General features: G+C 42.0%; 17 protein-coding genes. 10 read left to right on the top strand and 7 right to left on the bottom strand.

Going from position 1 to position 18,476, the window contains the following annotated elements:
• Window positions 1-51 precede the first annotated feature (51 nt).
• From DI53_RS18700 to fbp, 7 genes are all read left to right on the top strand, one after another.
• Complete coding sequence (locus DI53_RS18700) at window positions 52-1,065, top strand: NAD(P)H-dependent glycerol-3-phosphate dehydrogenase (protein ID WP_241462481.1); 1,014 nt, start codon at window positions 52-54, stop codon at window positions 1,063-1,065.
• Window positions 1,065-1,967, top strand: coding sequence for an oxygen-dependent coproporphyrinogen oxidase (gene hemF / locus DI53_RS18695; protein ID WP_037503483.1), 903 nt, complete (start codon window positions 1,065-1,067; stop codon window positions 1,965-1,967). The genes DI53_RS18700 and hemF overlap by 1 nt, the downstream gene beginning before the upstream one ends.
• Window positions 1,968-1,988: 21 nt before the next feature.
• Complete coding sequence (locus DI53_RS18690) at window positions 1,989-3,242, top strand: M16 family metallopeptidase (protein WP_037503480.1); 1,254 nt, start codon at window positions 1,989-1,991, stop codon at window positions 3,240-3,242.
• On the top strand, window positions 3,232-4,515 hold the full coding sequence (locus DI53_RS18685) for a M16 family metallopeptidase (RefSeq protein WP_037503477.1): 1,284 nt from the start codon (window positions 3,232-3,234) through the stop codon (window positions 4,513-4,515). The genes DI53_RS18690 and DI53_RS18685 overlap by 11 nt, the downstream gene beginning before the upstream one ends.
• 92 nt (window positions 4,516-4,607) lie before the next feature.
• The gene (locus DI53_RS18680; RefSeq protein ID WP_037503475.1) at window positions 4,608-5,861 is read left to right on the top strand and encodes a putative DNA modification/repair radical SAM protein; all 1,254 of its coding nucleotides are present in this window, start codon (window positions 4,608-4,610) and stop codon (window positions 5,859-5,861) included.
• A gap of 2 nt (window positions 5,862-5,863) precedes the next feature.
• Window positions 5,864-6,643, top strand: a complete 780-nt coding sequence (locus DI53_RS18675) for a TIGR03915 family putative DNA repair protein (RefSeq protein ID WP_052072573.1) — start codon at window positions 5,864-5,866, stop codon at window positions 6,641-6,643.
• 206 nt (window positions 6,644-6,849) lie between these two features.
• On the top strand, window positions 6,850-7,899 hold the full coding sequence (gene fbp / locus DI53_RS18670) for a class 1 fructose-bisphosphatase (protein WP_037503472.1): 1,050 nt from the start codon (window positions 6,850-6,852) through the stop codon (window positions 7,897-7,899).
• Here the strand turns inward: fbp and DI53_RS18665 are convergent.
• The 7 genes from DI53_RS18665 to DI53_RS18635 form a co-directional block, all read right to left on the bottom strand.
• Window positions 7,851-9,239, bottom strand: a complete 1,389-nt coding sequence (locus DI53_RS18665) for an exonuclease domain-containing protein (RefSeq protein ID WP_117624918.1) — start codon at window positions 9,237-9,239, stop codon at window positions 7,851-7,853. The two genes, fbp and DI53_RS18665, sit on opposite strands and share 49 nt — an antisense overlap.
• An 89-nt stretch (window positions 9,240-9,328) precedes the next feature.
• Window positions 9,329-10,060, bottom strand: coding sequence for a tRNA threonylcarbamoyladenosine dehydratase (locus tag DI53_RS18660; RefSeq protein WP_037503470.1), 732 nt, complete (start codon window positions 10,058-10,060; stop codon window positions 9,329-9,331).
• Window positions 10,057-10,719 (bottom strand): TatD family hydrolase, encoded by a 663-nt coding sequence (locus tag DI53_RS18655; protein ID WP_052072571.1) that lies wholly within the window; start codon window positions 10,717-10,719, stop codon window positions 10,057-10,059. The genes DI53_RS18660 and DI53_RS18655 overlap by 4 nt, the downstream gene beginning before the upstream one ends.
• Window positions 10,720-10,860: 141 nt before the next feature.
• Window positions 10,861-12,165 carry an anthranilate synthase component I family protein gene (locus DI53_RS18650; protein WP_037503467.1) on the bottom strand — a complete coding sequence of 435 codons (1,305 nt, stop codon included), beginning with the start codon at window positions 12,163-12,165 and terminating at the stop codon, window positions 10,861-10,863.
• 7 nt (window positions 12,166-12,172) lie between these two features.
• The gene (locus DI53_RS18645) at window positions 12,173-13,444 is read right to left on the bottom strand and encodes an adenylosuccinate synthase (protein WP_037503464.1); all 1,272 of its coding nucleotides are present in this window, start codon (window positions 13,442-13,444) and stop codon (window positions 12,173-12,175) included.
• Window positions 13,445-13,573: 129 nt separating this feature from the next.
• A complete protein-coding gene (locus DI53_RS18640; RefSeq protein WP_037503462.1) occupies window positions 13,574-14,071 on the bottom strand; it encodes a Fur family transcriptional regulator in 498 nt (165 codons plus the stop codon).
• An 81-nt stretch (window positions 14,072-14,152) separates the two neighbouring features.
• Window positions 14,153-16,360 carry a RelA/SpoT family protein gene (locus DI53_RS18635; protein ID WP_037503461.1) on the bottom strand — a complete coding sequence of 736 codons (2,208 nt, stop codon included), beginning with the start codon at window positions 16,358-16,360 and terminating at the stop codon, window positions 14,153-14,155.
• 143 nt (window positions 16,361-16,503) lie between these two features.
• On the opposite strand from DI53_RS18635, the gene DI53_RS18630 reads away from it, so the two are divergent.
• The 3 genes from DI53_RS18630 (at window position 16,504) to bshB1 (ending at window position 18,475) form a co-directional block, all read left to right on the top strand.
• Entirely contained in the window at window positions 16,504-17,145 is a 642-nt protein-coding gene (locus tag DI53_RS18630) for a DUF4294 domain-containing protein (RefSeq protein WP_241462480.1), read from the top strand.
• Between the two features lie 74 nt (window positions 17,146-17,219).
• Entirely contained in the window at window positions 17,220-17,714 is a 495-nt protein-coding gene (locus DI53_RS18625) for a glutathione peroxidase (RefSeq protein ID WP_037503459.1), read from the top strand.
• Between the two features lie 41 nt (window positions 17,715-17,755).
• Window positions 17,756-18,475, top strand: a complete 720-nt coding sequence (bshB1, locus tag DI53_RS18620) for a bacillithiol biosynthesis deacetylase BshB1 (protein ID WP_037503513.1) — start codon at window positions 17,756-17,758, stop codon at window positions 18,473-18,475.
• Window position 18,476 lies beyond the last annotated feature (1 nt).

The raw sequence follows: 18,476 nt of genomic DNA, 5'->3' as shown, positions 1-18,476 counted from the left end.
GCGACGGTCAATTATAATATGTATATTTGTTAGCTAAAAATTAACAAAAAAATGATGGAAGAAACCGAGCAGAAAATCGGGATGGTGGGAAGTGGGAGTTGGGCTACAGCGATGATTAAGATGTTGGGCGACAACCAAAAGAAAAAGGATGTGTTTTGGTGGATTCGGAAAGAAGAGGATCTAGCTTACATTAAAACGTACAAACACAACCCTACCTACCTTAGTGCCGTAGAACTCCGTGTTCATCCGGACCATCTCTTTTCTGATGCGCGTAAGGTTATTCAACAATCGGATATTGTTATCTTAAACACGCCTTCAGCTTACTTGAAAGATGCGCTAAAAGGTGTAGATGCCAGCGATTTTGAAGGTAAGATCATCGTCACCGCTATTAAAGGTATTATTCCCGACGAAAATCTTATAGTGGGCGAATACCTTTCAAAAATATACGGCATTCCGCTCGCGAATATTGTGGTGATAGGAGGTCCCTGCCATGCGGAAGAAGTTTCCGCTGAGAAATTGTCTTATCTGACTATTGCCGGGAAAGAATCTGCGCATGCCGAAAGCGTTGCTTCAGTATTGCGAAACCGCTATATTAACACCATCATTTCAACAGACGTTTTTGGTGTAGAGTATGGCGCCGTATTAAAGAATATCTATGCGCTTGCAGGCGGAATTTGTCATGGTCTTGGATTCGGCGACAATTTTACGGCGGTGCTTGTGTCCAATGCGATTCGTGAAATGGAAACCTGCGTGACGGCTATCGACCCTGAAGTCGATCGTGATATAAATGCCTCTGCCTACCTCGGTGATTTGTTGGTAACGGCTTATTCGCAGTTTAGCCGCAACCGCACATTTGGCCATATGATAGGTAAAGGTTATACGGTACAGTCAGCGCAACTGGAAATGAATATGGTTGCGGAAGGTTATTATGCATCAGCCTGTATTCAAAATATCATACAGCATTACGAGTTGGATATGCCAATCTGCAATATGGTATACCAAATTTTATACAACAAGCAGGCGGCAAATATTGAAGTGAAGAAATTAGCAACAAAATTGACATAATGAGTTTGACAAAAGAATTTATTGCAGAAAGCTATAAGACAATTCAAGATGAAATAACTAGCGGGCTGGAGCAGTTAGATGGTCAAGCCCTTTTTAATGAAGAAATCTGGGAAAGAGAGGGTGGCGGCGGCGGCCGAACACGCATTATACAAGATGGTAACTTATTCGAAAAAGGCGGTGTTAATTTTTCTGCCGTACATGGTAAATTACCAGAGGCTATAAAAAAAGCCTTTGGTGTGGAGGAAGAAGATTTTTTTGCTACCGGTATTAGTATTGTCATGCATCCTAAAAACCCATGGGTCCCTATCATTCACATGAATGTACGCTATTTCGAGCTAAATGATCAAATAAAATGGTTTGGCGGAGGGATTGATCTCACCCCTCATTACGTGATTGAAGAGGATGCCCGCTTTTTCCATCAAATGATGAAGAATGTTTGTGACAAGCATCACCCTACTTTTTACAACGACTTCAAAACATGGGCAGACAATTATTTTTTTATAAAGCATCGGCATGAGACACGCGGTATTGGCGGCATATTTTATGATAAGCTGACACCGGAGAAGACGAATTTATCTAGCGAACAACTGTTTCATTTTTCGTGCGATTTGGCAAAAACTTTTGTACCTACCTATGCCGAGATTGTTACTAGAAATCAGCATAGCAAATACAGTAACGTAGAAAAGGAGTGGCAACTATTGCGTAGAGGACGTTACGTGGAATTTAATTTAGTTTATGATTCTGGCACGCGTTTCGGTTTGGAAACCAACGGGCGTGTAGAATCGATTTTGATGAGCCTACCTGCGCAAGCCAACTGGGCGTATGACTATAAACCGGAACCAAATTCATTAGAGGAGAAAACGCTTTCTTTTCTGAAGAAAGGAATTAACTGGGTGGTATAACTTCTTATTATACAATATTTAATGATCAACTATAAACGCTTTACTTTAGATAATGGGTTGCGTGTTCTCGTTCATGAAGATCACACTACAGCAATGGCCTGTGTCAATATTCTATACGACGTTGGCGCACGGGACGAATCACCTGATAAAACAGGCTTCGCACATCTTTTCGAACATCTAATGTTTGGTGGATCGGTAAATATTCCACAGTTCGACGCACCGCTTCAGGAAGTCGGTGGAGAGAATAACGCCTTTACAAGTAATGACATAACCAATTATTACATCACTCTACCTTCTGCAAATATCGAAACCGCGTTTTGGCTGGAGAGCGATCGTATGCTAAGTCTAGCGTTCAGCGAGCAGAGTTTGGAAGTGCAGCGCAATGTCGTGGTTGAGGAATTCAAGCAGCGCTATCTCAATCAACCCTATGGCGATGTATGGCTTCGGTTGCGACCATTAGCTTACAAAGTTCACCCCTACAGTTGGGCGACAATTGGGAAGGATTTAAGCCATATTGAGGAAGCCACAATGGAAGACGTCAAATCCTTCTTCCAACAATTCTATATTCCGAATAATGCCATTGTAGTCGTTAGTGGCGATGTTGATTTCGAGCAAGTGAAAGCCCTGTCGCAAAAATGGTTTGGTAATATCCCTGCTGGATACCTCGAAAAAAGAAACTTGCCGCGTGAGCCCCGGCAAACAGAGGCTCGGCGCGAGGAAGTGGTTGCCGACGTTCCTATAGACAGTCTCTATATCGCTTTTCATGCTGCTGACCGTCTACACCATGACTATCCGATAACGGATCTATTATCTGATATTCTTTCTCGTGGTAGCTCATCTCGTCTTTACAGGGCACTTGTTAAAGATCAACCACTTTTTAGCGAAGTAAATGCATATGTCATGGGGTCGGTAGACAATAACTTGTTTGTGATCGAAGGAAAGCCTCTCCCTCATGTGTCCCTGGTGGAAGCCGAGGAGCTTTTATGGAACCAACTGGAAATCATAAAAAATGATCCTGTTACAGCTGTAGAACTGCAGAAAGTGAAAAATAAAGTCGAATCAACCCTGGTTTTTGCAGAGTTATCGATTTTGGATAAAGCCATGAACCTTGCTTTTTATGAGGCTTTGGGGGACGCCGCATTATATAACGAAGAAGTAGATAAATATCTCGCCATATCTACCCAAGACCTGCAACGTGTGGCGCAAGACATTTTTTTGAAAGAAAACTCATCAACATTGGTGTATCACGCTAAACAAAATAAAAATGCTGAATAGAACCTTAGCTCCAGAACGACACAACATTCAAGATATAGCGCTTATAAAACCAGAAGAATTAACCTTTGCTAATGGTTTAAACGTGTTTATCTTCCGAGCTAATGATCAGCAGCTTGTCAAGGCCGAGTTTGTGTTTCAAAACACATTTTCTAATCCGGAAAATCCCCTTTTAAATACCTGTTTGAGTCACATGTTGAAAGAAGGGACAGCGACACGCTCGAGTGCGCAGATAGCGGAGGAAGTAGACTTTTATGGCGCGTATCTTGTGCCGGAGTACAGCTTCGATCATACATCCCTCACGTTGTATACGCTTACGAAGCATATTGGATCGGTACTGCCGGTGATGCATGATGTGCTCAATAATGCGACTTTTCCAGAGGTGGAATTAGAGACCTATATTCGTAATAATAAACAAACCTTGCAAATATCATTACAAAAAAATGATTACGTAGCCCGTCGTTTGTTTTATACGCAGTTGTTCGGGAAAAATCGCTACGGTATCACCCCGACTGTAGAATCTTATGAGCACCTGAATCGCGAAGATTTAATCGCTCTTTACACGCATCAAATACAGCCACAAAACTGCACACTGCTTCTTTCCGGAAATGTAACTGATGATATAGTAACAGCCTTCCAAGAACTTTTTGGCCATAATTGGGCGAATAAAAATGACGGTTTTGCATCGGCCATTCCGGTGTTCACTGCATTTCAACCAGATACTATAGTAGAAACCAGACCAGAAGCCCTGCAGTCTGCCATCCGACTTGGTATGCCCAGTATCAATAGAAGTCATCCTGATTATCCTGCTGTACAGTTTGTAAATACACTCTTTGGTGGCTATTTTGGCTCCCGTCTTATGCGCAATATTCGGGAAGAGAAAGGTTATACGTATAGCATTGGTTCAGCCCTAGCAAGTTTAAAGCACAGTGGCTTGTTTACCATAGCAACGGAGGTTAGTGTTGATGCTACGCAAGCAACGCTTGATGAGATAAAGAAAGAATTTGTGAATTTAAGAGATAGCTTAGCCGGCGAGCAAGAAATTGAACTCGTTAAGAACTATATGCTCGGCTCCATGTTGGGAAGTTTGGAATCCATCTTCTCGCATGCAGATAAATTTAAAACGGTATACTTCTCTGGATTGACATATGACTATTTCACACGGTATACGGAAACAATCCAGCAGATGACTGCTGCACGCGTACAAGAAATTGCCAACAAGTATTTTGACTTTGATAAGCTCGCGAAAATTACTGTAGGTAAGTTATCATCGTAAAATTGCGATTTCTACCTGATTAATAAGCTACGCACACTTCTTGTTTAAATATACTAATTAATTTAGTATATTTGAGTTGAATAACGGAATGTATGGGCGAGCGAATTAAGGAAAAGCTAGAAATATTAGCAGATGCAGCGAAGTATGATGTAAGTTGTAGTTCAAGCGGAAGCAATCGTAAAAACAAAGAGAAGGGCTTAGGGAATACAGGTGCTGGAATTTGTCATACGTACACGGAGGACGGTCGTTGTGTATCTCTACTCAAGATCTTGCTAACAAATCACTGCATTTACGATTGTGCATACTGCGTGTCGCGAAAGAGCAATGATATTAAACGCGCGGCATTTACAGTTCAGGAAGTTGTAGACCTGACCATAAATTTTTACCGCCGTAATTACATCGAAGGGTTGTTTTTAAGTTCGGGTATCTTTAAAAATGCAGATTTTACAATGGAACGTTTGGTGCAGGTTGCGAAGAAACTACGACAAGAGCATAACTTCAATGGCTATATTCATTTAAAAACCATTCCAGCCGCCTCACCGGAACTCATCCATGAAGCAGGTTTATACGCTGACCGGTTAAGTATCAATCTGGAGATTCCTACGGATTCTGGATTAAAGCTGTTAGCACCGGAGAAGAATCGGGGAGATATGATTCAACCCATGACCTATCTGAAAGATCAGTTGGTAAAAACTAAAGAGGAAAAGAAAATCTTTAAATCAACACCGCATTTCGCGCCGGCAGGTCAAAGTACGCAAATGATTATTGGGGCGACTGGGGAAACGGATAAACAAATCATTACAGCGGCAAATTATTTCTACCAAAAATTTAATATGAAGCGGGTGTACTATTCCGGATATGTACCCATTTCTTATGACAAGCGCTTGCCCGCAATTGGTACGGAGGTTCCTACGGCTCGTGAAAACAGATTGTACCAAAGCGACTGGCTTATGCGATTTTACGGCTTCCAAGCAAATGAAATTGTAAATGACGCGCATCCGTTACTCGATTTGGATATCGATCCTAAATTAAGTTGGGCTTTGCGTAACATGGATCGATTTCCTATAGACATCAATAAAGATGATTATCAACTTATTTTGCGAGTTCCTGGGATAGGCGTTGGTTCGGCACAGAAAATAATTGCTGCCCGGCGCTTCGGTCCGCTTAATCTTGATCATCTAAAGAAAATCGGTGTCGCCGTAAACCGAGCGAAGTATTTTATAGTCTGTAAAGGTTTTATGCAAATTTATGCTGATAAGCGATCGGATATTATAAAAAGCTATATTTTAAATACATCAAAAAGCAAATACCTATCCACGGGAAATCAGCAACTTCAATTATTTTAGCGATGCAGCATGTGGATATGTATTATGACGGAACTTGGTCAGGTCTTTTAACAACGATTTTCGAAATATTTGAATATAAGGTATTTCCGATAACGTTACGCAACAGCAAGGAGAGGCAACAGGGCATGTTTCAAACGGAGCACGAAGTTCTTACGCAGCAAGGAAAGGCAGACCGTGTAATGAATGGCCTAATAGCAAAAGTAGGCAAAAAGGGGTATGCAGAGCTTTGGCATACCTATCTTTCTGAATTACCGGAAGCGCCTTTATTAGTGGTGCGAGTTGCCAGCTATTATTTTAACGATGCGAGAAATGTTCGGTCCAATTTTGCCCACGACCACATCCTGCAACTAAAAAAGATCATAAAGTCTGTTTCCCGCGAACGCCACAGGATGAAAGCCTTTACACGCTTTCAATTACTTGCGGATGGGATGTATGTTGCGGTCATTGAGCCAGATTTTAATGTGCTGCCACTTATTCAAAAGCATTTTCAAGATCGCTATGCAGATCAACGCTGGTTAATTTTCGATGTAAAAAGACATTACGGTTTGTTTTACGATGGTCACGTGACCAGCGAAGTCACTATTGATCACACGTCTACCATAGCCAACGCAACACTTGTAGACTTGCACGATCAGCAGGAAGAACTTTATGCCGATTTATGGAAGCGTTATTTTAAATCGGTCAATATTAAAGAACGACGTAATATGAAATTACACCTGCAACATGTGCCACGACGGTATTGGAAGTATCTTCACGAAAAATCTTTCGGAATGGAAATCTAACAGCTGTTTCTTACAAACCGCATGAATGCTTTAGAAGGTAGATTGGCTGTAAACGTTTCCGTATATTTTCTACTTTTTTTTATGCATAATAACGAGTTGGCTATCAGTCAAATATCGCTGTGTATAAAATACAATAAGCTGAAATTCAGTTTTTTACAATATAAAAAGATGTTTAGCTTTACATAGGAAAAATAAACATCAAATTTATGGCGCTAAAAACATTAGGTCAATTTATTATAGAGAAACAAGCTGACTTCCCATACGCCAAAGGCGAATTGTCCCGCTTGCTCCGCGACATAGGCATTGCGGCGAAAGTAATCAATAGGGAGGTAAACAAAGCTGGATTGGCCGATATTTTGGGCGAGAGTGGCGAGCAAAATATTCAGGGTGAAGTGCAAAAGAAACTTGATGTTTATGCGGATGAGCAATTTATCGAAGCGCTGAGCAGAGGTGGAGAATGTTGTTATATAGCTTCCGAGGAACATGAGGATGGTATAGATCTTTCTGTGAATTTAGGATGTAAGAACGGAAAATATATTGTTTGCGTTGATCCTCTTGATGGTTCATCAAATATAGATCTCAATGTTTCTGTAGGATCTATATTTTCTATTTATAGGCGTTCAGTTCAGGACGGAAGCGAAATTTCGATGGAGGAGGTTTTGCAAAGTGGCGATAAACAAGTTGCTGCTGGCTATATCATTTACGGATCGTCGACTATGTTAGTCTACACCACCGGCAAAGGGGTGAATGGATTTACGTTGGATCCATCTATTGGCGAATTTTGCCTGTCTCATCCAGACATGAAAATTCCAGACACTGGAAATATTTACGCGGTGAACGAAGGCAATTATTTAAAATTCCCACAGTATATCAAAGATTATATAAAATATTGTCAGGTCGAAGATCCTGCATCAAATCGACCATACACATCGCGCTACATTGGGTCGATGGTTGCAGACCTGCATCGAACGCTTATTACCGGCGGAATATTTCTTTACCCAGAAACGTCACAATATCCACAAGGTAAGTTGAGGCTACTGTATGAATGCAATCCGTTGGCATTTATTGTAGAACAGGCTGGTGGTAAAGCGATTTCAGGTAGGCAATCGACATTAACAATACAACCTACGAGTTTGCATCAGCGAACTTCCATTGTGATCGGTAGTGTTCGGATGGTGGAAACTGTGGAAGCATTTATGGACGGATTTTACGAAACTGCAGAAAACCTTGGCAGCACGTTGACCTTTTCCGGGTAACGTTCGGCATGTTGAAGCACAATTTGTTGCATGTAATAATTACTGATACACTTATCGCGGTACGATACAATATCTTCAACGTTTGACCATTGATCGATAGATTCCACGAAACCAAAGGCGTAAAGACTATCGTCTTTGTAATAGATATAACTGTGCTCTTCCTCGTTTCGACCCCGGTCTATCAGAATAAATGAATGTTTAGCATTCTTTAGATGATCAAATAACCCTTCCATTTTTTCGGTATGGTCAGCGAGGGAGGGCAACTCATTGTAGTCCACTTTTCGATCTTCACGAGATTGTGTAGATGGCGAAAAAAAACTACATAGCGCGGGAGACAGGCTAAAAGTATCCATCAGTTTGCGCAGGAATAAATTTGCTTCCCCCACAGTCTCAAAATACCTTAGATTGTCCATTTGTTTATTTATCTTGCTTACTGCCAAGCGATCATAGCCTCTTATATCTTGGTAGTAGATTAACGCGTATTTGGGTTCATAACGTTTTAAAGCGCGGTTGTGGATAGGCCAATGTTTTTTTATCATTTGGCATTCCATGAGAAGGGCCATCAATTCTGTACCAGATTCTTCAAAGTCTATCGTGCAGATATCGTTTATAAATTGTTGTCGCCGTAATCCGGTATTAGATCCGCTAAAATGACTCAGCACGCGTTTCTTAATGTTAATCGCCTTGCCTACATATACAATCTTACCTTTCTTATCTCTGAAGATGTATATACCCACAGTTTCCGGCAGCTTATTAAACTGCTCAATAGAAAGATGGGTGGGGAGACGATGTTCCACATTCTTTCGTAAGCTTTCGCCCACATAGTCTTGATCATCGTTTGCTAGCAACAGTTCAAAGAGTTTTATTGTAGCTTCTGCATCGCCCATTGCGCGGTGTCTATCTGTGATATGTATCGCAAATTGTTTACAAATATTTCCTAAACTGTAGGATGGGCGACCTGGAAAAATCTTACGAGCTAAACGAACGGTGCACAGTTTGGAAGCTTGCCAATCGTACCCGGCATGCTTAAGCTCTTTTACAAGGAAGGTATAATCAAAATTTACATTGTGGGCAACAAATATTTTGCCCTGTAGCAAATGATAAATGTCTTCGGCGATATCTTCAAACGTAGGAGCGTCTGCAACCATTTCTGGCGTGATACCTGTTAAGGTTTGAATGGCCAAAGGAATCGGACTCTGTGGATTCACAAGGGAATGATACGTTTCCATTACCTTTTTGCCATTATGGATCAAAATAGCTACCTCCGTGATACGGCTACCTCCCGCATGGCTACCGGTGGTTTCAATATCGACAATGGCATAGTTTTTCTGTTTAATCACAATGCAATAATACTAATTTAGTTAGTATTATTGCATTGTTTATGAAAAAAATCAGTTGCGAAAAAGTGCGAGAGGGATATTTTTTACCGTCAGCTGATTTTCAAACCTATCAGGTCTCGTATCGCTACCGAGGCAATAGCCCCTCCAAATGCAGCAGGAAGGTAAGACATTGTTCCGTATGCTGACTTTTTGTAATTACTTCCATCTGTATAGAGGAGAGAGTCCTTATTGGGCAGCTCTGTTGAAAACGCCACTTTTACGCCAGTATTGATGTCATGCTTTCGCAGTTTTTTTCGGATATGTTGCGCCAGTTTACAATTGTAAGATTGGCTGATATCAGCAATACGAATTTTTGTAGGATCTACTTTTCCCCCAGCTCCCATAGAGCTTACGAAGGGTATCTTTGCCTCTAAAGCTCGGCGAATGAAAAAAAGTTTAGGGGTGATGCTGTCTATCGCTTCGACGCAATAATCTGGATTTAAATTCAACAAGGCAGGAATTTTTTCAGGGATAATAAAATCCTGGATAACATGCAGCTCCAGTTCAGGATTAATCGCTAGCAAACGTTCCTTCATAATTTCCGCCTTTGCTACACCATGGTTGGTCGCCAATGCCGGGAGCTGCCTATTTCTATTCGATGGATCAACCGTGTCTCCATCTATAATCGTCATCTTACCGACACCCGCACGACAGATAAATTCTGCAGCAAATGATCCGACACCACCTAAACCTAATACCATCACATGGCTATTTGCTAATTTCTCCAAAGCCTCGCGGCCCGTTAAGGCTTCAGTTCGTGAAAGCCACGATAAATCCTTCATTCTCCTAATTGATAATTAAATATATGGGTAAAATTCTGCACGATCTGTTCTTTTAATTGTTCCAGATCAATATTTCGAACGCGGCAAAAATACATATAAATATCTACTATCTTGGTAGATTTATCATCTGTTTCCAGAAAAATCTTGTCCAGCGGAGCTTGCCGGATGAGGTCATCCTTCTTCGCGGATAGGATGGCGGCACCGAAGCTCATGTAATAGCCTGCACGGTAAATTTGCTGAGCAAGTGTAGGATGTTTGTCAAAACCATGGAAGATAACGGGGACAGCAACTTGTTCTTGTTTTAATAGTTGCAGACATTCCTGATAGGCCCGAACGCAATGAACGATAAGGGGCTTTTGAATGAGATTGGCGAAAGCAATTTGCTTTTTGAAAACATCAACCTGTAAGGCCCAATCGGTGTCGCAAAGCTTATCTAACCCGCACTCGCCGATAGCTAAGATCTGTTTTTTCCTTCCATGATCGTGCAACACATCCAATTGCGCTATGGGCGCGCTATCAATATACCAGGGATGAATGCCTAAAGAACAGGGCAGAGGATAGAGGTAGTTTTTAGAGATGATGATATTTGGCAAGGAAAATTCATGAGCAGTACTTTCCAGGGTGCAATGCGTATGTATGTCAATATAAGGAACATGCATAATCAAATATAGTGTTTTTCAGCATAGCGTTTCAGCAATCTTTTCGTTTCGGGTAGTTCTCGGTGTAGCTCCCGCTTAATACCCATTCTGAATGGTCAGCCTGTAAGCATTATATTACGGGCTAGAAATTTACCGAATTTTTTATTGACTGTAGGTCGATAGGGCTGCTAGGATAGCCGACGCCTTCAGTATACATTCCTCATATTCTTTTTCAGCCTGCGCATCCAATGTGATAGCTCCCCCAGTGTGAAATGAAAGGTATCCGTTTGTTTTATTATACAAGATGGAGCGAATGACAACGTTAAAATCAAAATCGCCGTCCTCGGAAAAATAACCCACCGCCCCGGAGTAAATACCACGTTTACTTGCTTCATATTGCTCACAGAGTTCCATCGCTTTTATTTTGGGTGCCCCTGTCATTGATCCGGGAGGAAAAGTATTTTTAATAGCTTGCACGTCGGATATTGCAGGATTCTTTAAACAAGTGACGGTTGAGATAAGCTGATGTACCTGCTTGAAGCTGTGTAATTCTAGGCGCCGGCTGGCATCAACTGTGCCAGGGGTAGCGCTTCGGGTTAAGTCGTTGCGCACTAAGTCTACAATCATAATATTTTCTGCAATCTCTTTCGGATTTCGAAGTAAGGCCTCAGTTAAAGCGCGATCTTCTTCCTCCGTATTACCACGCGCTGCTGTGCCTTTAATCGGTTGAGAGATAAGCATTTCATTCCGTTTAGCTAAAAACCGTTCTGGAGAAGCTGACAAAATATAGTTATCGTCTATTTTTAAAAAGCAAGAAAATGGGGTGGGTGAAATACGGTTAAGCGTTTGATACAACGGCAGAGGGGGGATATTTACGGCATCCGCATAAAATTCCTGACAGAGGTTTACCTCATAAATATCTCCTCGTTGTATATGTTGCTGCATGTGCTCGAAGGCATCGATATATGCCGCTTTTGAGAATCGCATTTTAACGGCGATGGGCTGAGGATTCTTTGATAAACTTACGTGCGCATCTGGCAAAATTTCGACAAGCTGTATAGCGAGAAAAATAACATTCGGATCTTCCGCTTCAATCTCCACCTGACCTGCCAAGAAGCGCAGCAGTATCTTCGGTACGAAAAAATAGGCTTCCGGAAACTGTAAATTATCGCTACGGCGGGGCGTTCGCAAGCTTTCCGTGTCGTTCTTCAGATCGTAACTAAAAAAACCAGGAATCCATTTTCGTGGATACCTGGTTCTAAAATTTTCGAGCTTCGCAAAAGCATCTTGACCGTCGTTTGATCGGAAAAAATCAGCGGCCTCAACCGCCAAAATTGCTTTTATTTTGCTGTAGGGATCGACATAGTCATTCGACTGGAGAAAACACACTTCGTTAAATTGTTGCGCCCAGTGCAATGCTTGGCGCTCAAATACGGTATTCTCTATGTCGAAAATGGCTTTAGCCATATTGATCCTACAAAGCTATTGTTTGCACACGATCTGGTCCTACCGACAAAAATTTGATCGGCACTTCAAGTGCTTCTTCTAAATATGCTATGTAGTTTTTTAATGCCGCAGGTATTTCATCTGTTGATCGTATGCCGGTGATGTCTTGGTTCCACCCTTCCACTTCCGCTAAAACAGGCTCGGCGGTGTTCGTGATGATTTCATAAGGCATGTAATCTATGGTTTCGCCATTGTATTTGTAATGCGTACACACATAAATTTTTTCAAAAGTATCAAGCACATCGGCTTTCATCATAATAAGCTCGGTTACGCCGTTAAGCATAATCGCATATTTTAAGGCTGGTATATCGATCCATCCTGTACGGCGCGCGCGCCCCGTTGTAGCACCAAATTCATGACCAAGTTTGCGTAATCTCTCGCCCGTTTCGTCGTCCAATTCTGTAGGAAAAGGGCCGCCACCAACACGCGTGGCATAAGCCTTGAAAATACCATAAACAGCGCCTATTTTGTTTGGAGCAATACCCAAACCTGTACAGGCTCCCGCCGTCGTTGTGTTGGACGATGTGACAAAAGGGTATGAGCCAAAGTCAACATCAAGTAAAGTACCTTGCGCTCCTTCAGCTAGGACTTTTTTGCCTTCTTTTAGGTAATTATTGACCAGATGCTCAGCATCGACATGTGGTATAGATTTGATGAATTCTATAGCCGCTAAGAATGCATTCTCTTTCTCAGAGAAATCAGGAACCTCGCCGTAATGAGACAAAATTTCTAAATGCTTCGCCTTGAGTTTCTCGTAACGTTCCTGAAAGTCGGCAAGCGTCGTGTCGCCCACGCGCAATCCATTTCTTCCAGTCTTGTCCATGTATGTAGGGCCGATTCCTTTCAAGGTAGAACCTATCTTTCCAGCTCCCATTTTTGATTCAGATGCTGCATCAAGCAATTGGTGGGTAGGCAAAATCAGATGCGCTTTTCTAGCCAATACCAATGTTCCTTTGGCGACAGGATCAAAGCCCGCTGTGCGTAGGTTGTCTAGCTCTCTCTTTAAGATAATAGGGTCAATGACCACACCGCTACCGATAAGGTTAAGCGTACCTTCATTAAAAATCCCAGATGGAATCGTGTTTAATACGAATTTTTTGTTATCAAATTCTAATGTGTGTCCAGCATTTGGACCACCTTGAAAGCGAGCGATTAAATCATACTTCGGACAAAAAACGTCCACGATCTTTCCTTTACCTTCGTCGCCCCATTGCAGGCCCAGAAGCACATCAACTTGCATAATATTGGATATATTGAGATTTAAAATTAAATGACAGTTTCAACGGTCTCTAAAATATAAAATTCAGGAAAAATTAGGCGCGCCTATCCTTCCTGAACAAAGGTAATACAATAATCGGCGATTACTGCATTAATTTGAAATTACAGACTCGGTGTGTAGGGGCTCGGCCTCCGGTGCATTTTTCTTCTGACAATCTTCACAAACACCGTATAAGTTAAGAGAATGGTGCTTGATGTCGAACTTCAGTAAGTCCCCCATTAAACTTTGGATTTGGTTGATACGTGGATCACAAAATTCAACCACTTTATTACACTCGATACAGATGACATGATCGTGTTGTTTAAAACCGTACGACTTTTCAAATTGCGCCATATTACGGCCAAATTGGTGTTTCGTAACGAGATCACATGATACCAAAAGTTCTAACGTGTTATATACCGTAGCACGGCTCACCCTATACTTTTTGTTCTTCATGTGGATATAAAGAGACTCCACATCAAAGTGATCTGAGCGAGAGTATATCTCTTCTAAAATCGCATAACGCTCCGGTGTCTTCCTTAGATTTTTATTCTCCAAGTAAGCTTCGAAAATTTTTTTTACCGTTTGGTAGTTCTCGGCTTGATTCATACTTCTATTTAATATCCCTTACAAATTTACCATTTTCCACCGTAAAAAACGATGCTTTTAGCTTTGATGACATTTAACCGATTATAAGTCGGCATCATAGCGTGTTACCCCGGTTATGCCACTGATGGCTTTTAGGTTTTTCATTAGATTTTCTAATTGCTCCGTATGATTTACAAACACCATGATATTCCCTTCAAAAATTCCTTCGTTACTAGAGATGGATAGCGAACGGATGTTTACATTGAAGTCTTTAGAAATAACATTGGTAATCTTATTCACGAGTCCCACGTCATCAATCCCCACGATACGTAAACCTGTCAGGAATGAAATCTGGGCTTGCGAAGATGCCCATTTCGCTTTCAATATGCGGTATCCGTAATTCGCCATTAGCTTTGACGCATTGGGGCAGCTTGTGCGGTGTATTTTTATGCCATCGTTTACCGTTAGGAAGCCGAAAATATCATCGCCAGGTATAGGGTTACAACAGGGTGCTAATGTGTAATCTACCTTTTGATAATCGTCGCCAATTAAAATGGTATCGACATCCTTTTTATTGATCTTTTCTACCAATCCAGAGATATGCGAACTAAACTGGTTATGCGTATGTATCGAAGTTTTTTCGCTCGCCGCATACTCACGAAGGTTTTTCGCATCAATTACGCCCTTAGCAACGTTGTAAAATAAATCCTGCGAACTAGGATATTTGAAGTAGTTCGCTATCTTATTGATATTGTCGGTATTATACGTAATCTTTAAACTTTTTAGCTTCCGCTCCAGTACCTCCTTACCATCTTCTGCTACTCGCCGTTTCTCCTCCTTTAACGACGAGCGGATTTTAGACTTTGCTTTCGCGGTAACGACAAAGCTCAGCCAATCCTCTTTGGGTGATTGCTTACTTGAGGTGATGATTTCGACCTGATCGCCATTTTGCAAGTGGTGGCTCAACGGTACCAATTTATGATTTACTTTTGCACCTATACAAGTCGCGCCGATATCGGAATGGATTTCAAAAGCAAAGTCGAGTGCTGTAGCTCCATTAGGCAGCTGCACAAGCGTTCCTTTGGGTGTGAAAATGAAAATCTCATCAGAGAACAGGTTCATTTTGAAATCGTCGACAAAATCGAGCGCATTTTGTTCTGAGCTGCTGAGCATATTGCGCACCTTTTGGATCCATTGGTCAAGACCGCTATCGGAATTGGATTCTTTGTATTTCCAATGTGCCGCAAAGCCTTTTTCGGCGATTTCATTCATACGTTTTGTCCGGATCTGTACTTCGACCCATTGCCCACGAGGGCCCATTACCGTTGTATGCAACGATTCGTACCCATTTCCTTTCGGAGACGATACCCAGTCTCGTAAACGATCAGGGTTTGGACGATACAAGTCTGTTATGATAGAGTATACTTTCCAGCATTCCGTTTTCTCGCGCTCTGTACTGGTGTCGATGATGACACGAATAGCAAAAAGGTCATACACCTCTTCAAATGGAATGGATTTTTTTCGCATCTTATTCCAGATGGAAAAAATGGATTTTGGGCGGCCAAATACTTGCGCTTTGATACCTTGTTCTTCCAGGATGCTCTTTACCGGACTAATGAAGTCGGCAACAAATTTCTCCCGTTCGGCTTTTTTCTCATTAAGCTTTCGCGCGATAAATTTATAGGTATCTGGGTCGGTGTATTTCATGGAGAGATCTTCCAGCTCCGATTTTATTGCGTAAAGCCCTAATCTGTGGGCCAAGGGTGCGTATAGGTAGCTGGTTTCCGAAGCTATTTTTAACTGTTTATGACGTGCCATAAACTCCATCGTGCGCATATTGTGCAAACGATCGGCGAGCTTGATTAAAATCACACGAACGTCATCAGCAAGCGTCAGCAGCATCTTCCGGAAATTCTCAGCCTGCATAGAGCTGTTTGGATCGAATATTCCAGATATTTTCGTTAATCCATCAATAATTCGGGCCACTTTTTTTCCGAATTGTGCTTCGATCTCGGTCAATGTAATGGCGGTATCTTCCACGACATCATGCAGCAGTGCACACACGATGGAGGTGGTGCCCAGCCCGATTTCTTCTGCGGCGATTTGCGCCACGGCAATAGGATGGTAAATATAAGGTTCGCCGGATTTACGGCGCATTTCCTGATGGCTTTCTAAAGCCAAATCAAAAGCCTTGCGTATTTCTTGCTTGTCACCACGTTGTAGCGTGGGTTTACAGGCACGGAGTAGTGCGCGATATCTCTTTCTTATTTCCTTGTTTTCTGCTTCAATGTCAATCACATAATCTTCCATAAACGCGCTGAAAAAAGTTGGTTTTTTTTAATTTTGTTCGTAATTTTATTATTGCTTTCCCGAGGGTGCCGTAACGGTTGGGAACAATATATAAATATAGCAAATATTTTACGAATTATAAAAAAACGTAATTTTTCCATTTCATGATGACGAGGTATATAGTGTTGGGCTTTATGCTGCTTCTTTTAGCCGGTACGGGTAAGGGGCAGGCATTGCAGGTTCCGCATTATGGGGATGGCGAAGGGGAAACATTGCAACGATATATGACCACTAAACTAGAAACAGGAGAGGTGCTTCCATGGTTTCCAATCGAGGACGTAGTGGTTACGGCGCGACGAACATTTAAAACAGAAGAAGACCGCTTACGCTACCTGCGTTTGGAACGCAATGTTTTACGGGTATTGCCCTATGCGATTTATGCGCAAAAGCGTTATGAGCAGCTTGACCGCGATTTGGCTCTGGTATCTTCGAGAAGGGAGGAAGCCCGTTTGGTTCAAGCTTGTGAAGAAGAAATAAAGAATAAGTTTAATGCAGAAATTAAAAATCTAAGTGTTTCGCAGGGCAAGATTTTGATTAAATTAGTCCAGCGGCAAACGGGAAATACGAGTTATGAGATGGTAAAGGAGATGAAAGGTGGGCTTTCTGCATTTTTTTATCAGGGTGTAGCAAAGGTATTCGGACACAATTTAAAATCGGTGTACGACCCGCAAGAAGACTTTGAGATTGAGAATATAATACGCGGTTACGAGCGCATGCGCCCAATAAAAAACCTATACAATTACTAGCTACGCTACCCCGTAAATAACCCGTCCGCTTAGCGGGCGGTATATACTAACCATTTAAAACGAAAGGATATGCTATGCAGACAATTTATAAATTTCATGGCCTCCAATTCAATGGCAATAAGAAGTCTTTGGCAGATTTTTCGGGTAAGGTACTCCTCATTGTCAATACAGCCAGCCGCTGTTTTTTTACTAAACAATACCGTTCGTTAGAACAGCTGTACCAACGGTATAAAGACCGGGGTTTTGAAGTGCTGGCTTTCCCTTCCAATGATTTCCACGAGCAAGAACCTATGACAGGTTTCCAACTGGAAACGTTTTGCCGTGTTCATGAGCAGGTAACCTTTCCTGTTTTCAAGCGTATACATGTTGTTGGCGACTATTGCGATCCCTTGTATAAATTTTTGGCCGATCGGGAACAAAATGGGACTGTTGGCGTAAAGCCGTATTGGAACTTTCATAAATACTTGGTTGACAAGAACGGTAAGGTGGTTGATTTTTTTTACAGTTTCACCAGTCCGCAGTCAGGGCGCGTTATGACGAAAATTGAACAATTAATTTCTGAGTTGTAAACGTTTAAACGTTTATCTTTGCGTCCAAAAGGATTGCAATGATGAAGTTAGACTTACTGGTGATGACCGTACATCCCGACGACGCGGAGCTAGGCGCAGGAGGAACGATTGCAAAGTATGTCGCCGAGGGGAAAACGGTAGGTATTATCGATTTGACAAGAGGTGAGCTCGGCACGCGCGGAACGGCAGACACCCGACGCGATGAGGCCGCTAGTGCAGCAGCGATATTGGGTGTACATATGCGTGAAAATCTTGCGCTGCGTGATGGATTTTTTCGAAATGACGAAGAAAGCCAGCTCCATATCATTCGTGCTATCCGGAAGTATCGGCCCGAAATTGTGATCACTAATGCTTTAGACGATAGGCATCCGGATCACGGGCGGGCTAGCGCTTTGGTGAATGATGCACTTTTTCTAAGTGGGCTGCGTCGCATAGAAACAACGCTCGACGGCGACGTACAGGAAGCTTTCAGACCGCGTTTACAACTGCAACTCATACAAGATAAATATATTCAACCCGATATATTACTGGATATCACGCCGTTTTGGTCTATTAAAGAGCAAGCTATTTTGGCCTATACAACGCAGTTTAATGCGCTGGCCGATGATGCAGAGCCACAGACCTACATTTCTAACCCTAGTTTTATGGAATCAACAAAGGGAAGGGCATCCGAGCTCGGCCGCAGTATACAGGTAAGGTATGCGGAAGGATTTACGGCCCGTAAATTATTAGGCGTTACCGATATCTTTCAGCTGTTTTAAT

This window comes from Sphingobacterium deserti (genome assembly GCF_000757725.1).
Lineage (GTDB): Bacteria > Bacteroidota > Bacteroidia > Sphingobacteriales > Sphingobacteriaceae > Sphingobacterium > Sphingobacterium deserti.
This window is presented reverse-complemented; position numbering and strand designations above follow the sequence as displayed.